The organism is Duganella sp. 1224, from assembly GCF_013408245.1.
Lineage (GTDB): Bacteria > Pseudomonadota > Gammaproteobacteria > Burkholderiales > Burkholderiaceae_D > Rugamonas.
Genome location: NZ_JACBYS010000007.1, coordinates 252,148 through 268,886, shown reverse-complemented (window position 1 = coordinate 268,886; position 16,739 = coordinate 252,148). Strand labels below are relative to the sequence as shown.

The following is a 16,739-nucleotide window of genomic DNA, read 5'->3' as shown; positions in this document are numbered from 1 at the left end:
AACATTCGGGGGGTCACTTGAAGAATCAGCTGCAATTGAAAAGGAGCGTGCTTGCCGTGGCGCTCAGCCTCGCATACACCCATGTTGCACACGCCCAGGCCGTCGGCCAGGCGCAAGAGAAAGAAGTCGAGTCGGTGTACGTCACCGGCTCCAACCTGAAGCGCGTCGGCAAGGAAGGCAATTCGCCGGTGCAGGTGATCTCCATCCAGGACATCAAGGCCAGCGGCGCCTCCACCGTGTCGGAACTGATGCGCACCGTGCCGTCGATGGGCACCGACAACAACTACGACACCAACGACGGTGGCTTCTCGCGCGGCGTGGCCACCGCCTCGCTGCGCGGCCTGTCGTCGACGTCGACGCTGATCCTGCTGAACGGCCGCCGCATGACGCCATCGGCCTACGCCGACCCGAATGACGGCAACTCGACGTTGTATGACCTGAACAGCATCCCGCTGTCGGCGCTGGACCGGGTCGAGATCCTGAAGGATGGCGCCTCGGCCGTGTACGGCTCCGACGCGATCGGCGGCGTGATCAACTTCATCACCAAGAACAATTTCGAGGGCCTCAAGGTGTCGGCCCGCGCCGGCGCCAACGATGACGGCAACTTCGGCCGCCGCGGCGCCAACGCCTTCTGGGGCAAGGGTGACGTCGAGGCCGACGGTTACAACGTGTTCGTCGCCGTCGACGTTTCCAAGCGCGACCGCGTGCTGCGCGCCGACGCCACCGACATCGCCTTCGACCAGTACAAGCAGCTCAACAGCCGCTACGCCACGCCGTACGGCAGCACCGTGTCGGCCAGCCCGGCGTTCTACCGCGAACGTTCGCCCGGCTCGGCCAACTTCGCCGTCAACCAGGCGCTGGCGCCGACCAACCTGGTGGTGCGCACCAATTGCGATCCGTCGCAGCAACTGGTGGGCAGCACCGCCATGGGCTTTGCCGCCACCAGCGTGTTCATCAACCGCACCTTCTGTAACTACGACACCACCCGCTTCCTGGAGGCGCAAAGCGCCGGCAAGGACGCCAGCCTGCTGAGCCGCGGCGTGCTGAAGCTGGGGCAGAATACCCGCGCGTTCGCCGAGGTGGCGCTCAGCCGCACCGAGCGCAACTACACCGGCGCGCCGATCACCATCGGCCAGTCGGTGGTCACCAACTTCACCGCCAACGGTACCGCCGCGCCGTTCCAGGCCATCCTGCCGATCGGCCACCCGGACAACCCGTTCCCGAACGCGCGCGCCTCGGTCGGCTACCGCTTTGAAAACCTGCGCGGCGGCACCCAAAACGTCAACAAGGGCATCCGCACGCTGGTCGGCCTGGAAGGCACCTACGGCAGCTGGGACTGGAACACCGGCCTGCTGTGGAATGAATCCAAGCGCGACGACACCACCTACGGCCGCCTGTACCTGCCGACGCTGCGCAAGCTGAACACCGGCACCTCGCTGGCCCAGCTGTCGGCCGACCCGACCCTGGGCCACGACGTGGTGACCGACAACAAGGCCTCGATCCTGCAGTGGGACGGCAAGGCCAACACCGAGTTCGGCCAGCTGCCGGGCGGCCCGCTGGCGTTCGCCGCCGGCTTCGAGCTGCGCCAGGAGAAGATCAAGCTGAACCCGGACGAGCTGGTGGCGCGCGGCGACATCTACGGCCTGGCCAACACCGTCATCGATGGCCGGCGCAACGTCAAGTCGGCGTTCTTCGAGCTGCGCACTCCGCTGCTGAAATCGCTGGAACTGGAATTTGCCGGCCGCGTCGACAAATACCAGAACCTGGAGCGCAACTTCGTGCCGAAGTTCGGCGGCAAGTGGACGCCGAGCGACATGTTCGCGCTGCGCGGCACCTACGCCAAGGGCTTCCGCGCCCCGGGCCTGACCCAGGTGACGCCGGGCGGCGCGCAGTTCTTCCTGAGCGGCCTGTATGACCCGAAACGCTGCGAGACCGACGAGGTGACACCGAAGCCGGGCGCGACCGAAGTCGACTGCAACAAGTCGGCGGCGGGCACCGGCGGCGCCAACCCGAACCTGGTGCCGGAACGCTCGAAGAGCCACTCGATCGGTTTCATCATTTCGCCGACCAAGGACCTCGACTTCGTGGTGGACTTCTGGCGCATCCGCAAGGAGGGCGAGGTGATCCTGGGCAGCGCCTTCGACGCGCTGAAAAACGAGGACAGCAACCCGGGCCTGATCGTGCGCGACACCAACCCGGCCAACTTCATCCTCGATGGCAACGGCAAGCCGATTCCCGGCACCGGCCCGCTGCTGATGGTGCGCGAGCCGTGGATCAACCAGGGGTCGTCGGAAGTGCGCGGGATCGACCTGGAAGCGCGCTACCGCCACAACATGGGCAGCTGGGGCTCGCTGGACACCAAGGTCAGCTCGACCTACACCTCGCACTACTCGATCGCCGGCCAGGTGGGCGACCCGGAACATAATCTGGCGGGCAGCAGCGCCGGCATTACCGACTGGGCGCTGAGCAGCGGCCTCGACATCCCGCGCTGGAAGACCACGCTGACCGCCAACTGGAGCCGCGGCGACCACTCGCTGTCGGCCAACGTCAACTACGTCGGCCCGGTCTCGCTGCTGCGTCGCTACGACGGCACCGACACCTTCGCCCAGCCGTTCTGCCACTACGGCACCAAGAAGCCGACCGACGCCGAACCGGACCGCAACACCACGGTGCCGCTGTACGAGGCTTACTATCCGAAGTGCGCGGTGGACAGCTGGACCACGGTGGGCGCCAGCTACAGCTACACCGGCTTCAAGAACTGGTCGCTCAGCCTGAACATCCAGAACCTGTTCGACAAGCGCGCGCCGTATGATCCACGTTACGGCGCCAGCTCGGGCGCGCCGCTGGCCGGCTACAACGAGGGCCTGCACAACCCATGGGGCCGTTACTTCACCTTCAACGCCAGCTACACCTTCTATTAATAGCTGAGCGCTGACGGCCACATGGCGGCGGCGGAACTGCGGTTCCGCCGCCGTTTTTCATTGCTGATTCAACAACCGCGGCGCTGCGCCGGGCGCGGCGCAAAAAACCGACATACCTCGTAATAAGTTGTTGCGTCAAGCCCCTTTTCACAGTACACTAGCCGGCTTCGGTATGGATTCGTCTTTTTATTTGGTCCGTACTATTTTTGTAGTTCAACAAAGCCCCGCCCAATCGTAGGTGGGAATGGAGAAAAAATGAGCCTTGGCCTCCTCGGTCGCAAGGTTGGCATGATGCGCATCTTCACCGATGACGGGGATTCGATCCCAGTCACCGTGGTCGACGTATCGAACAACCGTGTTGCGCAAATCAAAACTCCTGAAACTGACGGTTACGCCGCAGTTCAGGTCGCCTTCGGTCAACGTCGCGCTTCCCGCGTGACCAAAGCCGTTGCCGGTCACCACGCTAAAGCCGGTGTTGAAGCGGGTACTCTGCTGAAAGAGTTCCGTGTCGACGCCGCTAAAGCCGCCGAACTGAAAGCCGGTGAAGTTGTCGCCGTGTCGCTGTTCGAAGTCGGTCAGAAAGTTGACGTCCAGGGCGTCACGATCGGTAAAGGCTACGCCGGTACCATCAAGCGTCACAACTTCGCCTCGGGTCGCCAGACCCACGGTAACTCCCGTTCGCACAACGTGCCAGGTTCGATTGGTATGGCGCAAGATCCAGGCCGCGTGTTCCCTGGCAAGCGCATGACCGGTCACATGGGTGACGTTACCCGCACCGTGCAGAATCTGGAAATCGCCCGCATCGACGCTGAGCGTTCGCTGCTGCTGGTCAAGGGTGCCATTCCTGGCGCCAAGAACGGTGAAGTGGTGGTCTCGCCTGCCGTTAAAGTTAAAGCAAAGAAGGGAGCTTAATCGATGGAACTCAAGCTCTTGAACGCCCAAGGTCAAGCCGCTGCCAATATCGCCGCCGCTGACACCGTGTTCGGCCGCGACTACAACGAAGCGCTGATCCACCAGATCGTCGTTGCCTACCAAGCCAATGCGCGCAGCGGCAACCGTAAGCAAAAAGACCGTGAAGAAGTCCACCACACGACCAAGAAGCCATGGCGCCAGAAAGGCACCGGCCGCGCCCGTGCTGGTATGTCGTCGTCGCCACTGTGGCGCGGCGGTGGTCGCATCTTCCCGAACTCGCCTGACGAGAACTTCACCCACAAGGTGAACAAGAAGATGTACCGCGCTGGTGTCTGCTCGATCCTGTCGCAGCTGGCCCGCGAAGACCGTCTGGTCGTGATCGAAGATCTGTCGATCGAAGCGCCTAAAACCAAGCTGCTGTCGCAAAAGCTGACCGGCCTGGGCTTCGACTCGGTGCTGATCATCACCGACACCGCCAACGAAAACCTGGAACTGGCTTCCCGCAACCTGCCGAACGTGCTGGTTGTCGAGCCACGTCACGCCGACCCGATGTCGCTGGTCTTCTACAAGAAGATCCTGGTGACCAAGGCCGCGCTGGCGAAGATTGAGGAGATGCTGGCATGAGCGCATTGAAATTTAGCGAAGAGCGCCTGATGAAGGTGCTGGTGGCTCCGGTGATTTCCGAGAAGGCCACCCTGGTCGCGGAAAAGAACGAGCAGATCGTGTTCCGCGTCACCACCGACGCCACCAAGCCAGAGATCAAGGCTGCCGTTGAACTGCTGTTCAAAGTCCAAGTGGAATCGGTGCAGACCGTGAACCGCGAAGGCAAGCAAAAGCGTTCGGGCGCCCATATCGGCCGCCGCAACCACACCAAGCGTGCTTTCGTGTGCCTGAAACCAGGCCAGGAAATCAATTTCACCGAGGAGGCTAAATAATGGCACTCGTTAAGATGAAGCCAACCTCCCCAGGCCGTCGCGGCATGGTGAAAGTGGTGAACTCGGACCTGTTCAAGGGCCGTCCGTTCGCCGCGCTGGTTGAGAAAAAATCGAAGACCGCCGGCCGCAACAACAACGGCCACATCACCACCCGTCACATCGGTGGCGGTCACAAGCAGCACTACCGCGTGATCGACTTCAAGCGTAACAGCAAGGACGGCATCCCGGCGAAAGTGGAACGTATCGAATACGATCCTAACCGCACCGCGCACATCGCGCTGCTGTGCTACGCCGACGGCGCCCGCACCTACATCATCGCCACCAAGGGCATGGCGGTGGGCGACACCGTGATGAGCGGCGCGGAAGCGCCGATCAAGGCCGGCAACTGCCTGCCGATCCGCAACATCCCGGTCGGTACCGTGATGAACTGCGTCGAAATGCTGCCAGGTAAGGGCGCCCAGATGGCCCGTACCGCCGGCGCCGGCGTGGTGCTGATGGCGCGTGAAGGTACGTACGCTCAGGTGCGTCTGCGTTCGGGCGAAGTCCGTCGCGTGCACATCGAGTGCCGTGCCACCGTGGGCGAAGTCGGCAATGCCGAACACAGCCTGCGCAAGATCGGTAAAGCCGGTGCCATGCGTTGGCGCGGTGTGCGTCCTACCGTGCGCGGTGTGGTGATGAACCCGATCGACCACCCGCACGGTGGTGGTGAAGGCCGTACCGCCGCTGGTCGTCACCCAGTGTCGCCATGGGGCCAGCAGACCAAGGGCAAGAAGACTCGCAGCAACAAGCGCACTTCTTCGATGATCGTCTCGCGCCGCGGCAAGAAATAAGGATAAATCATGACTCGTTCATTGAAAAAAGGGCCGTTCTGTGACGCCCACCTGGTGAAAAAAGTCGAAGCCGCGCAAGCGACCAAAGACAAAAAGCCAATCAAAACCTGGTCCCGTCGCTCGACCATCATGCCTGACTTCATCGGCCTGACGATCGCTGTTCACAACGGCAAGCTGCACGTGCCTGTGTATGTTTCCGAAAACATGGTGGGTCACAAGCTCGGTGAATTCGCGCTGACCCGCACGTTCAAGGGCCATGCCGCTGACAAGAAGGCGAAGAAATAATGGAAACCAAAGCTATCCTCAAAGGCGTGCGCCTGTCGGACCAAAAGGGCCGCCTGGTTGCTGACCTGATCCGTGGCAAAAAAGTCGACGCTGCACTGAACATTCTGCAGTTCAGCCCGAAAAAAGGCGCCACCATCATCAAGAAAGTGCTGGAGTCGGCCATCGCCAACGCCGAGCACAACGATGGTGCCGACATCGACGAGCTGTTCGTGAAAACGATCTACGTCGAAAAGGGCCCGATCCTGAAGCGCTTCACCGCGCGTGCAAAAGGTCGTGGCGATCGTATCTCGAAACAATCGTGTCACATTTACGTGACCGTCGGTAACTAAGGAGCCAAGATGGGTCAGAAAATTCATCCAACCGGTTTCCGTCTGGCGGTAACCCGTAACTGGGCTTCGCGTTGGTACGCTGGCAATGGTAACTTTGCCGACATGCTGAACGAAGACCTGAAGGCACGCACCTACCTGAAGACCAAGCTGAAGAACGCCTCGGTCGGCCGCATCGTCATCGAGCGTCCGGCCAAGAACGCGCGTTTCACCATCTACAGCTCGCGTCCGGGCGTGGTGATCGGCAAGAAGGGCGAGGACATCGAAGTCCTGAAGTCGGCCCTGGGCAAGATCATGGGTGTGCCGGTGCACGTCAACATCGAAGAAATCCGCAAGCCGGAAATCGACTCGCAGCTGATCGCCGATTCGATCGCCCAGCAGCTGGAAAAGCGCATCATGTTCCGTCGCGCCATGAAGCGCGCGATGCAGAACGCCATGCGTCTGGGTGCCCTGGGCATCAAGATCATGTCGTCCGGTCGTCTGAACGGCATCGAGATCGCCCGTACCGAATGGTACCGCGAAGGCCGTGTGCCACTGCACACCCTGCGCGCTGACATCGACTACGGCACCTCGGAAGCGTCGACCACCTACGGCATCATCGGTGTCAAGGTGTGGGTCTACAAAGGTGACCGTTCGGCCACCGGCGAAGCGCCTGTGATCGATACCCCGGCTGAAGAGAAAAAGCCACGTGGCCCACGTCGTGACGACGGCAAGCCAGCTGGCCGTCCCCGTCCAGCTGGTGGCGCCCGTCGCGCTGCCAAGCCGGCTGAGAAAGCAGGAGAATAACCATGCTGCAACCAGCACGCAGAAAGTATCGCAAAGAGCAGAAAGGCCGTAACACCGGCATTTCGCACACCACCGGCACCAACGTGTCGTTCGGCGAGTTCGGCCTGAAGGCCGTGGCCCGCGGCCGCATCACTGCCCGTCAGATCGAAGCTGCCCGTCGCGCCATGACCCGTCACATCAAGCGTGGCGGCCGGATCTGGATCCGCGTCTTCCCGGACAAGCCGATCTCGAACAAGCCGGCTGAAGTCCGTATGGGTAACGGTAAAGGTAACCCGGAGTACTACGTCGCTGAAATCCGCCCAGGCAAGGTCCTGTACGAGATGGACGGCGTCGCCGAAGAACTGGCGCGCGAAGCATTCCGCCTGGCCGCTGCCAAACTGCCACTGGCGACCACCTTCGTGGTCCGCCAAGTTGGTCAATAACAGGAGTGAACCATGAAAGCATCTGAACTCCGCGGCAAAGACCAGGCAGCTCTGCAGAAAGAGCTGAACGATCTGCTGAAAGCCCAGTTCGGCCTGCGTATGCAAATCGCTACGCAGCAGCTGAGCAACACTTCGCAGCTCAAGAAGGTACGTCGCGATATCGCACGTGTAAAAACGGTAATGAACACGAAGGAAGCAAAATGACCGAGCAAGTCAAGCTGAAGCGTACGCTGATCGGTAAAGTTGTGTCCGACAAGATGGACAAGACCGTTACCGTTCTGATCGAACGTCACGTGAAACACCCTCTGTATGGCAAGATCATCGTCCGTTCGGCCAAGTACCACGCCCACGACGAGACCAACCAGGTGAAAGCCGGTGACACGGTGGAAATCGTGGAAGGTCGCCCGATCTCCAAAACGAAGGCATGGACCGTGACCCGTGTGGTGCAAGCCGCACAAATCGTTTAATTGACAGGACGCCCGCCAGAACCGTGGTTTTGGCGGGGTTTTGCAATTAGTTCTTGCAAGCCCGCGAGTTGTATGTAATACTCGTGGGCTTCGTTCATGTAACGCCGCAAAGTGTCTGGCCACAGACGCTGAACCGTGCGGTCAGTAGTGCAGGGCGAAGGTCAAGCACCCAAGCAGCGGGGCCAGCAGGCTCTTCTGGCGGGACCAAGACTGACCGTTAGGTCCGCATTGTGTGGATTCTTCGGCTTAAGTTGGGAAAGAGAATATTATGATTCAAACTGAAAGCCGGCTCGAAGTAGCCGACAACACCGGTGCCAAGGAAGTCATGTGCATCAAGGTGTTGGGCGGTTCCAAGCGCCGTTATGCAGGCATTGGCGATGTGATCAAGGTAACCGTCAAGGTTGCCCAGCCACGTGGCCGTGTCAAAAAAGGTGAAATTTACAACGCCGTGGTAGTGCGCACCGCTAAGGGTGTGCGCCGCCAGGACGGTTCCCTGGTGAAGTTCGACGGCAATGCCGCCGTGCTGCTGAACGCCAAGCTGGAGCCGATCGGTACCCGTATCTTCGGACCAGTGACCCGCGAACTGCGCACTGAGAAGTTCATGAAGATCGTGTCCCTGGCACCTGAAGTACTGTAAGGAGTCAGTAATGGATAAGATTCGTAAAAACGACGAAGTCATCGTTCTGGCCGGTAAGGACAAGGGCAAGCGCGGTGTGGTGTCGCGTCGCGTCGACGCGGACCACGTGGTGGTGGAAGGCGTCAACGTTGCCAAGAAAGCAACCAAGCCGAACCCGATGACTGGCGTTCAAGGTGGTATCGTCGATAAGACCATGCCGATTCACGTGTCCAACGTGGCGTTGTTCAACGCTGCGACTGGCAAGGCAGACCGTGTGGGTTTCAAGGAAGTGGACGGCAAAAAAGTCCGCGTCTTTAAATCGTCCGGCGAAGTAGTGAAGGCTTAAGAAATCATGGCACGTCTCCAAGAATTCTATAAAGAAAAGGTCGTCGCCGACCTGACCGCGAAATTCGGTTACAAATCGGTGATGGAAGTTCCGCGTCTGACCAAGATCACCCTGAACATGGGTGTGGGCGAGGCGATCGCGGACAAGAAGGTCCTCGAGCACGCTGTCGGCGACCTGACCAAGATCGCCGGCCAGAAGCCGGTGACCACCAAGGCCCGCAAGGCAATCGCGGGCTTCAAGATCCGTGAAGGCTACCCGATCGGCACCATGGTGACCCTGCGCGGCGCCCGCATGTACGAGTTCCTCGACCGCTTCATCACCGTGGCCCTGCCGCGCGTGCGTGACTTCCGCGGTGTGAATGGCAAGGCCTTCGACGGCCGTGGCAATTACAACATCGGTGTGAAAGAGCAGATCATCTTCCCTGAGATCGAGTACGACAAGATCGACGCGCTGCGTGGCATGAACATTTCGATCACCACCACCGCTAAGACCGACGACGAAGCGAAAGCTCTGCTCGCCGCCTTCAAATTCCCGTTCAGGAACTAAGAGATCATGGCAAAACTCGCACTGATTAACCGTGAACAGAAACGCGCAGACCTGGTGGCCAAGTTCGCCGCCAAGCGCGCCGCTCTGAAGGCCATCATCGATGACCAGACCAAGTCGGAAGAAGAGCGTTACGAAGCGCGCCTGAAACTGCAGGCGCTGCCACGTAACTCGGCCCCGACCCGCCAGCGCAACCGCTGCCAGGTCACCGGTCGTCCGCGCGGCACCTTCCGTAAATTCGGTCTGGGCCGTATCAAGCTCCGTGAATTCGCCATGCGTGGTGAAATCCCGGGTATGACCAAAGCTAGCTGGTAATAGGAGAATAAGCAATGAGTATGAGCGATCCTATCGCCGATATGCTGACCCGCATTCGCAACGCTCAAGGCGTGCAAAAAACGACCGTGGCGATGCCATCGTCGAAAGTCAAAGTGGCGATTGCCAACGTCCTCAAGGACGAGGGTTACATTGAAGATTTCGCTGTCGCCGAAGCCGGTGGCAAGTCGGAACTGAAAATCGGTTTGAAATATTATGTCGGCCGTCCCGTCATTGAGCGCCTGGAGCGCGTGTCCCGTCCGGGCCTGCGCGTCTACAAAGGCAAAGACGAGATCCCTTCGGTGATGAATGGTCTGGGTGTGGCGATTGTATCGACCCCACAAGGCGTCATGACCGACCGTAAAGCACGCGCTACCGGTGTCGGCGGCGAAGTGATTTGCTACGTGGCCTAAGGAGTAACACATGTCCCGAGTAGCTAAAATGCCTATCGCTGTGCCAGCTGGCGCTGATGTCGCCATCTCCGCACAAGCGATCACCGTCAAGGGCCCGCTGGGCGTCCTGACCCAGAGCCTGAACGGCCTGGTTAAAGTAGAAAACAACGCTGGCACGCTGAGCTTCGAGCCGTCCAACGACAGCCGCGAAGCCAACGCCATGTCCGGCACGCTGCGCGCGCTGGTCAACAACATGGTGACCGGCGTGACCAAGGGCTTCGAGAAAAAGCTGAACCTGGTTGGCGTGGGCTACAAGGCCCAGGCCCAGGGCGACAAGCTGAACCTGTCGCTGGGCTTCTCGCACCCGGTCGTGCACGCCATGCCAGAAGGCGTGAGCGTGACCACCGCCACCCCGACCGAGATCGTCATCAAAGGCATCGACCGTCAAAAAGTGGGCCAGGTGGCCGCCGAAGTTCGTGCTTACCGCGCTCCGGAGCCTTACAAGGGCAAGGGCGTCCGTTATTCGGACGAAGTGGTTAAGATCAAAGAAACCAAGAAGAAGTAATTAGGGGCTGACGATGGATAAAAAAGAATCTCGTCTGCGCCGCGGACGTCAAACCCGGATCAAGATTGCGCAGCTGAAAGTGAACCGCCTGTCGGTACACCGCACCAACCTGCACATCTACGCGAACCTGATCTCCCCGGAAGCCAAAGTGCTGGTTTCGGCCTCGACCGTGGAAGCGGAAGTGCGTGCTGAACTGGCGGGCAAATCGGGCAAGGGTGGCAACGCCGCTGCCGCCGCACTGGTCGGCAAGCGCGTAGCAGAAAAAGCACTGAAAGCCGGTATCACCGAAGTCGCCTTCGACCGTTCCGGTTTCCGTTATCACGGCCGTGTGAAGGCGCTGGCAGAAGCCGCGCGTGAAGCCGGTCTGAAGTTCTAAGGAACGATCATGGCAAAAATGCAAGCAAAAATGGCAAGCGACAAGCCGGATGATGGCATGCGCGAAAAAATGATCGCGATCAACCGCGTGACCAAGGTGGTCAAGGGTGGTCGTATCATGGGCTTCGCCGCGCTGACCGTGGTCGGTGACGGCGATGGCCGCATCGGCATGGGCAAGGGCAAGTCGAAAGAGGTACCAGTCGGTGTGCAAAAGGCAATGGAAGAAGCCCGCCGCAACCTGATCAAGGTGCCGCTGAAGAACGGCACCCTGCACCACACCGTGATGGGCCGCCACGGCGCCTCCAAGGTGATGATGTCGCCGGCCAAGCCGGGTACCGGCGTGATCGCTGGCGGCGCGATGCGCGCGATCTTCGAAGTGATGGGCGTGACCGACGTGGTCGCCAAGTCCACCGGTTCGAGCAACCCATACAACCTGGTCCGCGCCACGCTGGACGGCCTGGCCAAACTGCACACTCCTGCCGATGTCGCCGCCAAACGCGGCAAGTCGGTGGAAGAGATCCTGGGTTAAGGTGAACCACATGACTACGAAAACCGTCAAAGTACAACTGGTCAAGGGCCTGATCGGCACGCGTCAAGACCACCGCGCCACCGTCAAGGGCCTGGGCCTGCGTCGCGTGAACTCGGTTGCCGAGCTGCAAGACACCCCATCGGTACGCGGCATGATCAACAAAGTGTCGTATCTCGTTAAAGTAGTTGCGTAAGCCCCGGCTTACTCACGGAGAAATCATGGAACTGAATACCATTCAACCAGCCGAAGGCGCCAAGCACTACAAGCGCCGCGTCGGCCGCGGTATCGGCTCCGGCCTGGGTAAAACCGCGGGCCGCGGCCACAAGGGTCAGAAATCGCGTTCGGGCGGCTTCCACAAAGTCGGCTTCGAAGGCGGTCAGATGCCTCTGCAACGTCGTCTGCCTAAGCGCGGTTTCAAGTCGCTCAACGCCACCTTCAAAGCTGAAGTGCGTCTGTCCGACCTGAACAACCTGGCCGTGGGCGAAGTCGACATCCTGGTGCTGAAACAAGCTGGCGTACTGAGCGTGCTGGCACGCGACGTGCGCGTCATCGCTTCGGGCGAGATCACCAAAGCGGTGACCTTGAAGGGCCTGAAAGTGACCGCTGGCGCGAAAGCCGCCATCGAAGCCGCCGGCGGCTCGGTAGCCTGAGCCCCGCACACAGCTTGATCGGAGCGAAAATTGGCGACTAATCCACAATTGGCTAAAAGTGCAGCAGCTGGTTTCCCCTGGGGCCGGCTCTGGTTCCTGCTTGGCGCATTGGTGGTTTATCGTATCGGCGCTCACATCCCGGTCCCCGGGATCGATCCGGTACAATTGGCCGCGCTGTTCAAGTCGCAAGAGGGCGGCATCCTGGGCATGTTGAACATGTTCAGCGGTGGCGCGCTCGCGCGCTTCACGGTGTTTGCGCTGGGTATCACGCCGTACATCTCGGCCTCGATCATCATGCAGTTGGTGTCGATCGTGTCGCCGCAGATGGAGGCGCTGAAGAAGGAAGGCGAAGCGGGCCGACGCAAGATCACGCAGTACACCCGGTATTTCACGGTGGTGCTGGCGGCGTTCCAGGCGCTCGGCATCGCGGTGGCCTTGGAGTCGCAGGCAGGCCTGGTGCTGGATCCAGGTTATGCCTTCCGTTTCGTGACGGTCGTGACGCTGTTGACCGGCACCATGTTCGTGATGTGGTTGGGCGAGCAGATTACCGAGCGCGGTCTCGGTAACGGCATCTCGATCATCATTTTCGCCGGGATCGCGGCCGGTCTGCCGGGCGCACTGGGTGGCCTCGGCCAGTCGGTGAGCAACGGCTCGATCGGCGCGCTGTCGGCGATCATCATCATGGTCCTGGTGGTGGCGGTAACGTTCCTGGTGGTGTTTGTGGAACGGGGCCAACGCAAGATCCTGGTCAACTATGCGAAACGCCAGGTGGGTAACAAGATTTACGGTGGACAAACGTCGCACCTGCCATTGAAGCTGAACATGGCCGGCGTGATCCCACCGATCTTCGCTTCGTCGATTATCTTGTTCCCGGCCACGATCGTGGGCTGGTTTACCACGGGCGCCGACACGGCCAACCCGGCGGTCCGGTTCCTGAAAGATTTGGCAGCATCGATGGGGCCAGGCGAGCCCATCCACGCACTGTTGAACGCCATTGCGATCGTGTTTTTCTGTTTCTTCTATACAGCGCTGGTCTTCAACAGCAAGGAAACAGCGGATAACTTGAAGAAGAGCGGGGCCTTTGTGCCAGGGATCCGTCCCGGTGAGCAGACTGCCCGCTACATCGACAAGATCCTGACGCGATTGACACTGGCTGGCGCCATCTACATCACTCTGGTGTGTTTGTTGCCGGAATTCATGCAAGCCGAGTGGAAGGTACCGTTCTATTTCGGCGGTACATCTCTGTTGATTATTGTGGTTGTGACCATGGACTTCATGGCCCAAGTACAAAACTACGTGATGTCGCAGCAATATGAATCGCTGCTGCGCAAAGCAAACTTCAAAGGCGGAATTCCGACGCGATAAGCGCGGTTTCAACATACCGAATGGCAAAAGACGACGTCATACAGATGCAGGGCGAGATCCTGGAAAATCTCCCTAATGCAACATTTCGAGTAAAGCTGGAAAACGGGCACGTGGTGCTCGGGCATATTTCAGGTAAAATGCGGATGAACTATATCCGCATCCTGCCTGGCGATAAGGTGACGGTTGAACTGACACCTTACGACCTGTCCCGCGCCCGCATCGTGTTCCGGACCAAGTAAATTTAGATAATCGAACCTTTAGAAGAGAGTTCATCATGAAAGTTAACGCCTCAGTCAAGCGGATCTGCCGCAACTGCAAGATCATCAAGCGCAAGGGCGTTGTTCGCGTAATCTGCGTCGAACCACGTCACAAACAGCGTCAAGGTTAATAACCGTTATTTATCGAGGAATAACGAATGGCACGTATTGCAGGGGTTAATATCCCAAATCACCAGCACACCGTTATCGGCCTGACGGCCATCTACGGTGTAGGCCGCCCACGCGCGAAGTTCATCTGCGCGCAAACGGGCATTGCGACCGATAAAAAGGTCAAGGACCTGGACGACAGCGAACTGGAAAAGCTGCGCGATGAAGTGGCAAAATTCATCGTCGAAGGCGACCTGCGCCGCGAACTGTCCATGAACATCAAGCGTTTGATGGATCTGGGTTGCTACCGTGGTATGCGTCACCGCAAGGGCCTGCCGGTCCGCGGCCAGCGCACCCGCACCAATGCACGTACCCGCAAGGGCCCGCGCAAAGCCGCTCAATCGCTCAAGAAATAATCTAGGGAAATCACATGGCTAAGCAACAAAGCAGCGCAGCAGCAGCGCGCGTACGCAAGAAGGTCAAGAAGAACGTGGTCGAGGGTATCGCCCACGTTCACGCTTCCTTCAACAACACCATCATCACCATCACCGACCGTCAGGGCAATGCGCTGTCGTGGGCGACCTCGGGTGGTGCTGGCTTCAAGGGTTCGCGTAAATCGACCCCGTTCGCGGCGCAGGTGGCTGCGGAAGCCGCTGGTAAAGTCGCGATCGAATGCGGCGTGAAGAACCTGGAAGTGCGTATCAAGGGCCCAGGCCCGGGCCGTGAATCGGCTGTGCGCGCGCTGAACAACCTGGGCATCAAGATCACCGAGATCCAGGACGTGACGCCAGTGCCACACAACGGCTGCCGCCCTCCAAAGCGTCGTCGTATCTAATGGCCTCGCCGGTTCTGCCGGCAACGCTGTTACACAATAAGGCTGGTGCAGGAAGCTGGTAACGGCTATACTGCCCGGCTATTGTCGTCTGTTTTCAACAGACTCCAGCCACGTCTGGCTCATATGCAGACCAGACTAGCGTTCAACCGCGCCTGCGGTTGGGACGTCATCACACAACAAAGGAAAGCACCGTGGCACGTTATATCGGACCAAAAGCAAAACTCTCCCGCCGTGAAGGCACCGACCTGTTCCTGAAGAGCGCGCGCCGCTCGCTGGACAGCAAATGCAAACTGGACGTCAAGCCAGGTCAGCACGGCGTGAAATCGGGCGCCCGCACCTCGGACTACGGCAACCAGCTGCGCGAAAAGCAAAAAGTCAAGCGTATGTACGGCGTGCTGGAACGTCAGTTCCGTCGCTACTTCGCTGAAGCCGACCGCCGCAAGGGCAACACCGGCGAAACCCTGCTGAAGCTGCTGGAAGCCCGCCTGGACAACGTCGCCTACCGCATGGGCTTCGGCTCGACCCGCGCCGAAGCGCGCCAGCTGGTCTCGCACAAGGCCTTCACCGTGAACGGCAATGTCGTCAACATCGCTTCGTACGCGGTCAAGGTCGGCGACGTCATCGCCGTGCGCGAAAAGGCCAAGAAGCAGACCCGTATCCTGGAAGCGCTGTCGCTGGCCGAACAAGTCGGCATGCCAGCCTGGGTGTCGGTGGACGCCAAGAAGATGGAAGGCACCTTCAAGTCGCTGCCAGAGCGCAACGAGATCGCTGCTGACGTCAACGAATCGCTGATCGTCGAACTGTACTCGCGTTAATTGACGACCTGGTCGTCACCCCGGCGCAAGCCGGGGCCCAATTTGTCGTAAGCCCGCCCGCTTTTTCAAGCGGGCGTTTTCACTAATGCCATCAGCCTTATCGGCTTAACGCGCCGAGGGTATTGAAAAGGACATTTACATGCAAAACAGCCTGTTGAAACCACGTATTATCGATGTTGAGGCGCTGGGCGCCGGTCACGCCAAGGTCGTGATGGAGCCGTTCGAACGCGGCTACGGCCACACCCTGGGCAACGCGCTGCGTCGCGTGCTGCTGTCGTCGATGGTGGGCTACGCGCCGACCGAAGTGACCATCGCTGGCGTGGTGCACGAGTACTCGTCGCTGGACGGCGTGCAAGAAGACGTGGTTGACCTGCTGCTGAACCTGAAGGGCGTGGTGTTCAAGGTGCACAACCGTGACTCCGTCACCCTGACCCTGAAGAAGGAAGGCGAAGGCGCCGTGCTGGCCTCGGACATCGATCTGCCGCACGACGTGGAACTGATCAACCCGGACCACGTGATCGCCCACCTGACCGCTGGCGGCAAGCTGGACATGCAGATCAAGGTCGAAAAAGGCCGCGGCTATGTGCCGGGCAACGTCCGTCGCCTGTCGGAAGACACCAACAAGACCATCGGCCGCATCATCCTGGACGCGTCGTTCTCGCCAGTGCGCCGCGTGTCGTACTTCGTGGAGTCGGCCCGTGTGGAACAGCGTACCGACCTGGACAAGCTGATCATCAACATCGAAACCAACGGCGTGATCTCGCCGGAAGAGGCGATCCGTCAATCGGCGCGCGTGCTGGTCGATCAACTGAATGTGTTTGCCGCCCTGGAAGGCACCGAAGCCGCCGCCGAAGCGCCATCGCGCGCACCGCTGGTCGATCCGATCCTGCTGCGTCCAGTGGACGATCTGGAACTGACCGTGCGTTCGGCCAACTGCCTGAAAGCGGAAAACATCTACTACATCGGCGACCTGATCCAGCGTTCGGAAAACGAACTGCTGAAGACCCCGAATCTGGGTCGCAAGTCGCTGAACGAGATCAAGGAAGTGCTGGCTTCCCGCGGCCTGACCCTGGGCATGAAGCTGGAAAACTGGCCGCCTGCTGGTCTGGAGAAGTAATTTTGCAGTCCCCGCCCGTGGCATGTCGCC

General features: G+C 60.0%; 28 protein-coding genes. All 28 read left to right on the top strand.

Annotated features, from left to right (window positions below; translation table 11 throughout):
* Positions 1-56: 56 nt before the first annotated feature.
* Complete coding sequence (locus FHW58_RS23965) at positions 57-2,921, top strand: TonB-dependent receptor domain-containing protein (RefSeq protein ID WP_179675684.1); 2,865 nt, start codon at positions 57-59, stop codon at positions 2,919-2,921.
* A 255-nt stretch (positions 2,922-3,176) separates the two neighbouring features.
* On the top strand, positions 3,177-3,833 hold the full coding sequence (gene rplC, locus FHW58_RS23960; protein WP_179675683.1) for a 50S ribosomal protein L3: 657 nt from the start codon (positions 3,177-3,179) through the stop codon (positions 3,831-3,833).
* Positions 3,834-3,836: 3 nt separating this feature from the next.
* Positions 3,837-4,457 (top strand): 50S ribosomal protein L4, encoded by a 621-nt coding sequence (gene rplD, locus FHW58_RS23955; protein WP_179675682.1) that lies wholly within the window; start codon positions 3,837-3,839, stop codon positions 4,455-4,457.
* Positions 4,454-4,768 carry a 50S ribosomal protein L23 gene (gene rplW, locus FHW58_RS23950; protein ID WP_179675681.1) on the top strand — a complete coding sequence of 105 codons (315 nt, stop codon included), beginning with the start codon at positions 4,454-4,456 and terminating at the stop codon, positions 4,766-4,768. The genes rplD and rplW overlap by 4 nt, the downstream gene beginning before the upstream one ends.
* Positions 4,768-5,598 (top strand): 50S ribosomal protein L2, encoded by an 831-nt coding sequence (gene rplB, locus FHW58_RS23945; RefSeq protein ID WP_179675680.1) that lies wholly within the window; start codon positions 4,768-4,770, stop codon positions 5,596-5,598. Before rplW ends, rplB begins: the two co-directional genes overlap by 1 nt.
* Positions 5,599-5,607: 9 nt before the next feature.
* On the top strand, positions 5,608-5,883 hold the full coding sequence (gene rpsS / locus FHW58_RS23940) for a 30S ribosomal protein S19 (protein WP_050409767.1): 276 nt from the start codon (positions 5,608-5,610) through the stop codon (positions 5,881-5,883).
* Positions 5,880-6,212 (top strand): 50S ribosomal protein L22, encoded by a 333-nt coding sequence (gene rplV, locus FHW58_RS23935; RefSeq protein ID WP_174864456.1) that lies wholly within the window; start codon positions 5,880-5,882, stop codon positions 6,210-6,212. Before rpsS ends, rplV begins: the two co-directional genes overlap by 4 nt.
* A gap of 9 nt (positions 6,213-6,221) precedes the next feature.
* Positions 6,222-6,995 (top strand): 30S ribosomal protein S3, encoded by a 774-nt coding sequence (gene rpsC / locus FHW58_RS23930; RefSeq protein WP_179675679.1) that lies wholly within the window; start codon positions 6,222-6,224, stop codon positions 6,993-6,995.
* A gap of 2 nt (positions 6,996-6,997) precedes the next feature.
* Positions 6,998-7,417, top strand: coding sequence for a 50S ribosomal protein L16 (gene rplP, locus FHW58_RS23925; RefSeq protein ID WP_135205161.1), 420 nt, complete (start codon positions 6,998-7,000; stop codon positions 7,415-7,417).
* A 12-nt stretch (positions 7,418-7,429) separates the two neighbouring features.
* The gene (rpmC, locus tag FHW58_RS23920; protein ID WP_056146773.1) at positions 7,430-7,621 is read left to right on the top strand and encodes a 50S ribosomal protein L29; all 192 of its coding nucleotides are present in this window, start codon (positions 7,430-7,432) and stop codon (positions 7,619-7,621) included.
* Positions 7,618-7,884: a 30S ribosomal protein S17 gene (rpsQ, locus tag FHW58_RS23915; protein ID WP_055937633.1), complete on the top strand. Its 267-nt coding sequence runs from the start codon at positions 7,618-7,620 to the stop codon at positions 7,882-7,884. Before rpmC ends, rpsQ begins: the two co-directional genes overlap by 4 nt.
* Positions 7,885-8,152: 268 nt before the next feature.
* Positions 8,153-8,521, top strand: a complete 369-nt coding sequence (gene rplN, locus FHW58_RS23910; RefSeq protein WP_050409761.1) for a 50S ribosomal protein L14 — start codon at positions 8,153-8,155, stop codon at positions 8,519-8,521.
* 10 nt (positions 8,522-8,531) lie between these two features.
* Positions 8,532-8,846, top strand: a complete 315-nt coding sequence (rplX, locus tag FHW58_RS23905) for a 50S ribosomal protein L24 (RefSeq protein WP_179675678.1) — start codon at positions 8,532-8,534, stop codon at positions 8,844-8,846.
* 6 nt (positions 8,847-8,852) lie between these two features.
* Positions 8,853-9,392, top strand: coding sequence for a 50S ribosomal protein L5 (gene rplE, locus FHW58_RS23900; protein WP_179675677.1), 540 nt, complete (start codon positions 8,853-8,855; stop codon positions 9,390-9,392).
* Positions 9,393-9,398: 6 nt separating this feature from the next.
* Positions 9,399-9,704: a 30S ribosomal protein S14 gene (gene rpsN / locus FHW58_RS23895; RefSeq protein ID WP_055937643.1), complete on the top strand. Its 306-nt coding sequence runs from the start codon at positions 9,399-9,401 to the stop codon at positions 9,702-9,704.
* A gap of 14 nt (positions 9,705-9,718) precedes the next feature.
* On the top strand, positions 9,719-10,114 hold the full coding sequence (gene rpsH, locus FHW58_RS23890; RefSeq protein ID WP_092280164.1) for a 30S ribosomal protein S8: 396 nt from the start codon (positions 9,719-9,721) through the stop codon (positions 10,112-10,114).
* A gap of 10 nt (positions 10,115-10,124) precedes the next feature.
* On the top strand, positions 10,125-10,658 hold the full coding sequence (rplF, locus tag FHW58_RS23885; RefSeq protein WP_179675676.1) for a 50S ribosomal protein L6: 534 nt from the start codon (positions 10,125-10,127) through the stop codon (positions 10,656-10,658).
* 13 nt (positions 10,659-10,671) lie between these two features.
* On the top strand, positions 10,672-11,034 hold the full coding sequence (rplR, locus tag FHW58_RS23880; protein ID WP_154379308.1) for a 50S ribosomal protein L18: 363 nt from the start codon (positions 10,672-10,674) through the stop codon (positions 11,032-11,034).
* A 9-nt stretch (positions 11,035-11,043) separates the two neighbouring features.
* Positions 11,044-11,562 (top strand): 30S ribosomal protein S5, encoded by a 519-nt coding sequence (gene rpsE, locus FHW58_RS23875; RefSeq protein WP_179675675.1) that lies wholly within the window; start codon positions 11,044-11,046, stop codon positions 11,560-11,562.
* 10 nt (positions 11,563-11,572) lie between these two features.
* Positions 11,573-11,755 (top strand): 50S ribosomal protein L30, encoded by a 183-nt coding sequence (gene rpmD / locus FHW58_RS23870; protein WP_155468011.1) that lies wholly within the window; start codon positions 11,573-11,575, stop codon positions 11,753-11,755.
* 25 nt (positions 11,756-11,780) lie between these two features.
* Positions 11,781-12,212: a 50S ribosomal protein L15 gene (gene rplO, locus FHW58_RS23865; RefSeq protein WP_179675674.1), complete on the top strand. Its 432-nt coding sequence runs from the start codon at positions 11,781-11,783 to the stop codon at positions 12,210-12,212.
* A gap of 30 nt (positions 12,213-12,242) precedes the next feature.
* A complete protein-coding gene (gene secY, locus FHW58_RS23860; protein ID WP_179675673.1) occupies positions 12,243-13,577 on the top strand; it encodes a preprotein translocase subunit SecY in 1,335 nt (444 codons plus the stop codon).
* A gap of 20 nt (positions 13,578-13,597) precedes the next feature.
* Positions 13,598-13,816 (top strand): translation initiation factor IF-1, encoded by a 219-nt coding sequence (gene infA, locus FHW58_RS23855; RefSeq protein ID WP_005663428.1) that lies wholly within the window; start codon positions 13,598-13,600, stop codon positions 13,814-13,816.
* A gap of 35 nt (positions 13,817-13,851) precedes the next feature.
* Entirely contained in the window at positions 13,852-13,965 is a 114-nt protein-coding gene (gene rpmJ / locus FHW58_RS23850; RefSeq protein WP_005663407.1) for a 50S ribosomal protein L36, read from the top strand.
* 27 nt (positions 13,966-13,992) lie between these two features.
* A complete protein-coding gene (gene rpsM / locus FHW58_RS23845; protein ID WP_154361046.1) occupies positions 13,993-14,358 on the top strand; it encodes a 30S ribosomal protein S13 in 366 nt (121 codons plus the stop codon).
* Between the two features lie 14 nt (positions 14,359-14,372).
* Positions 14,373-14,777 carry a 30S ribosomal protein S11 gene (rpsK, locus tag FHW58_RS23840; protein WP_179675672.1) on the top strand — a complete coding sequence of 135 codons (405 nt, stop codon included), beginning with the start codon at positions 14,373-14,375 and terminating at the stop codon, positions 14,775-14,777.
* A 191-nt stretch (positions 14,778-14,968) separates the two neighbouring features.
* Positions 14,969-15,592: a 30S ribosomal protein S4 gene (gene rpsD, locus FHW58_RS23835; RefSeq protein WP_179675671.1), complete on the top strand. Its 624-nt coding sequence runs from the start codon at positions 14,969-14,971 to the stop codon at positions 15,590-15,592.
* A 139-nt stretch (positions 15,593-15,731) separates the two neighbouring features.
* Positions 15,732-16,709 (top strand): DNA-directed RNA polymerase subunit alpha, encoded by a 978-nt coding sequence (locus FHW58_RS23830; protein WP_026637581.1) that lies wholly within the window; start codon positions 15,732-15,734, stop codon positions 16,707-16,709.
* Positions 16,710-16,739 lie beyond the last annotated feature (30 nt).

Excerpts from the sequence above, each read along its gene's own strand:
- rpsH (WP_092280164.1), top strand. The coding sequence starts at position 9,719 with ATGAGTATGAGCGATCCTATCGCCGATATGCTGACCCGCATTCGCAAC.
- rplN (WP_050409761.1), top strand. The coding sequence starts at position 8,153 with ATGATTCAAACTGAAAGCCGGCTCGAAGTAGCCGACAACACCGGTGCC.
- rpmD (WP_155468011.1), top strand. The coding sequence starts at position 11,573 with ATGACTACGAAAACCGTCAAAGTACAACTGGTCAAGGGCCTGATCGGC.
- rpsN (WP_055937643.1), top strand. The coding sequence starts at position 9,399 with ATGGCAAAACTCGCACTGATTAACCGTGAACAGAAACGCGCAGACCTG.
- rplR (WP_154379308.1), top strand. The coding sequence starts at position 10,672 with ATGGATAAAAAAGAATCTCGTCTGCGCCGCGGACGTCAAACCCGGATC.
- rplW (WP_179675681.1), top strand. The coding sequence starts at position 4,454 with ATGAGCGCATTGAAATTTAGCGAAGAGCGCCTGATGAAGGTGCTGGTG.
- rpsS (WP_050409767.1), top strand. The coding sequence starts at position 5,608 with ATGACTCGTTCATTGAAAAAAGGGCCGTTCTGTGACGCCCACCTGGTG.
- rpmC (WP_056146773.1), top strand. The coding sequence starts at position 7,430 with ATGAAAGCATCTGAACTCCGCGGCAAAGACCAGGCAGCTCTGCAGAAA.
- rpmJ (WP_005663407.1), top strand. The coding sequence starts at position 13,852 with ATGAAAGTTAACGCCTCAGTCAAGCGGATCTGCCGCAACTGCAAGATC.
- rpsK (WP_179675672.1), top strand. The coding sequence starts at position 14,373 with ATGGCTAAGCAACAAAGCAGCGCAGCAGCAGCGCGCGTACGCAAGAAG.
- rplE (WP_179675677.1), top strand. The coding sequence starts at position 8,853 with ATGGCACGTCTCCAAGAATTCTATAAAGAAAAGGTCGTCGCCGACCTG.
- rpsC (WP_179675679.1), top strand. The coding sequence starts at position 6,222 with ATGGGTCAGAAAATTCATCCAACCGGTTTCCGTCTGGCGGTAACCCGT.
- rplC (WP_179675683.1), top strand. The coding sequence starts at position 3,177 with ATGAGCCTTGGCCTCCTCGGTCGCAAGGTTGGCATGATGCGCATCTTC.
- rplX (WP_179675678.1), top strand. The coding sequence starts at position 8,532 with ATGGATAAGATTCGTAAAAACGACGAAGTCATCGTTCTGGCCGGTAAG.
- rpsE (WP_179675675.1), top strand. The coding sequence starts at position 11,044 with ATGGCAAAAATGCAAGCAAAAATGGCAAGCGACAAGCCGGATGATGGC.
- rplF (WP_179675676.1), top strand. The coding sequence starts at position 10,125 with ATGTCCCGAGTAGCTAAAATGCCTATCGCTGTGCCAGCTGGCGCTGAT.
- rpsQ (WP_055937633.1), top strand. The coding sequence starts at position 7,618 with ATGACCGAGCAAGTCAAGCTGAAGCGTACGCTGATCGGTAAAGTTGTG.
- rpsM (WP_154361046.1), top strand. The coding sequence starts at position 13,993 with ATGGCACGTATTGCAGGGGTTAATATCCCAAATCACCAGCACACCGTT.
- FHW58_RS23830 (WP_026637581.1), top strand. The coding sequence starts at position 15,732 with ATGCAAAACAGCCTGTTGAAACCACGTATTATCGATGTTGAGGCGCTG.
- rplB (WP_179675680.1), top strand. The coding sequence starts at position 4,768 with ATGGCACTCGTTAAGATGAAGCCAACCTCCCCAGGCCGTCGCGGCATG.
- rplO (WP_179675674.1), top strand. The coding sequence starts at position 11,781 with ATGGAACTGAATACCATTCAACCAGCCGAAGGCGCCAAGCACTACAAG.
- rplP (WP_135205161.1), top strand. The coding sequence starts at position 6,998 with ATGCTGCAACCAGCACGCAGAAAGTATCGCAAAGAGCAGAAAGGCCGT.
- rplD (WP_179675682.1), top strand. The coding sequence starts at position 3,837 with ATGGAACTCAAGCTCTTGAACGCCCAAGGTCAAGCCGCTGCCAATATC.
- infA (WP_005663428.1), top strand. The coding sequence starts at position 13,598 with ATGGCAAAAGACGACGTCATACAGATGCAGGGCGAGATCCTGGAAAAT.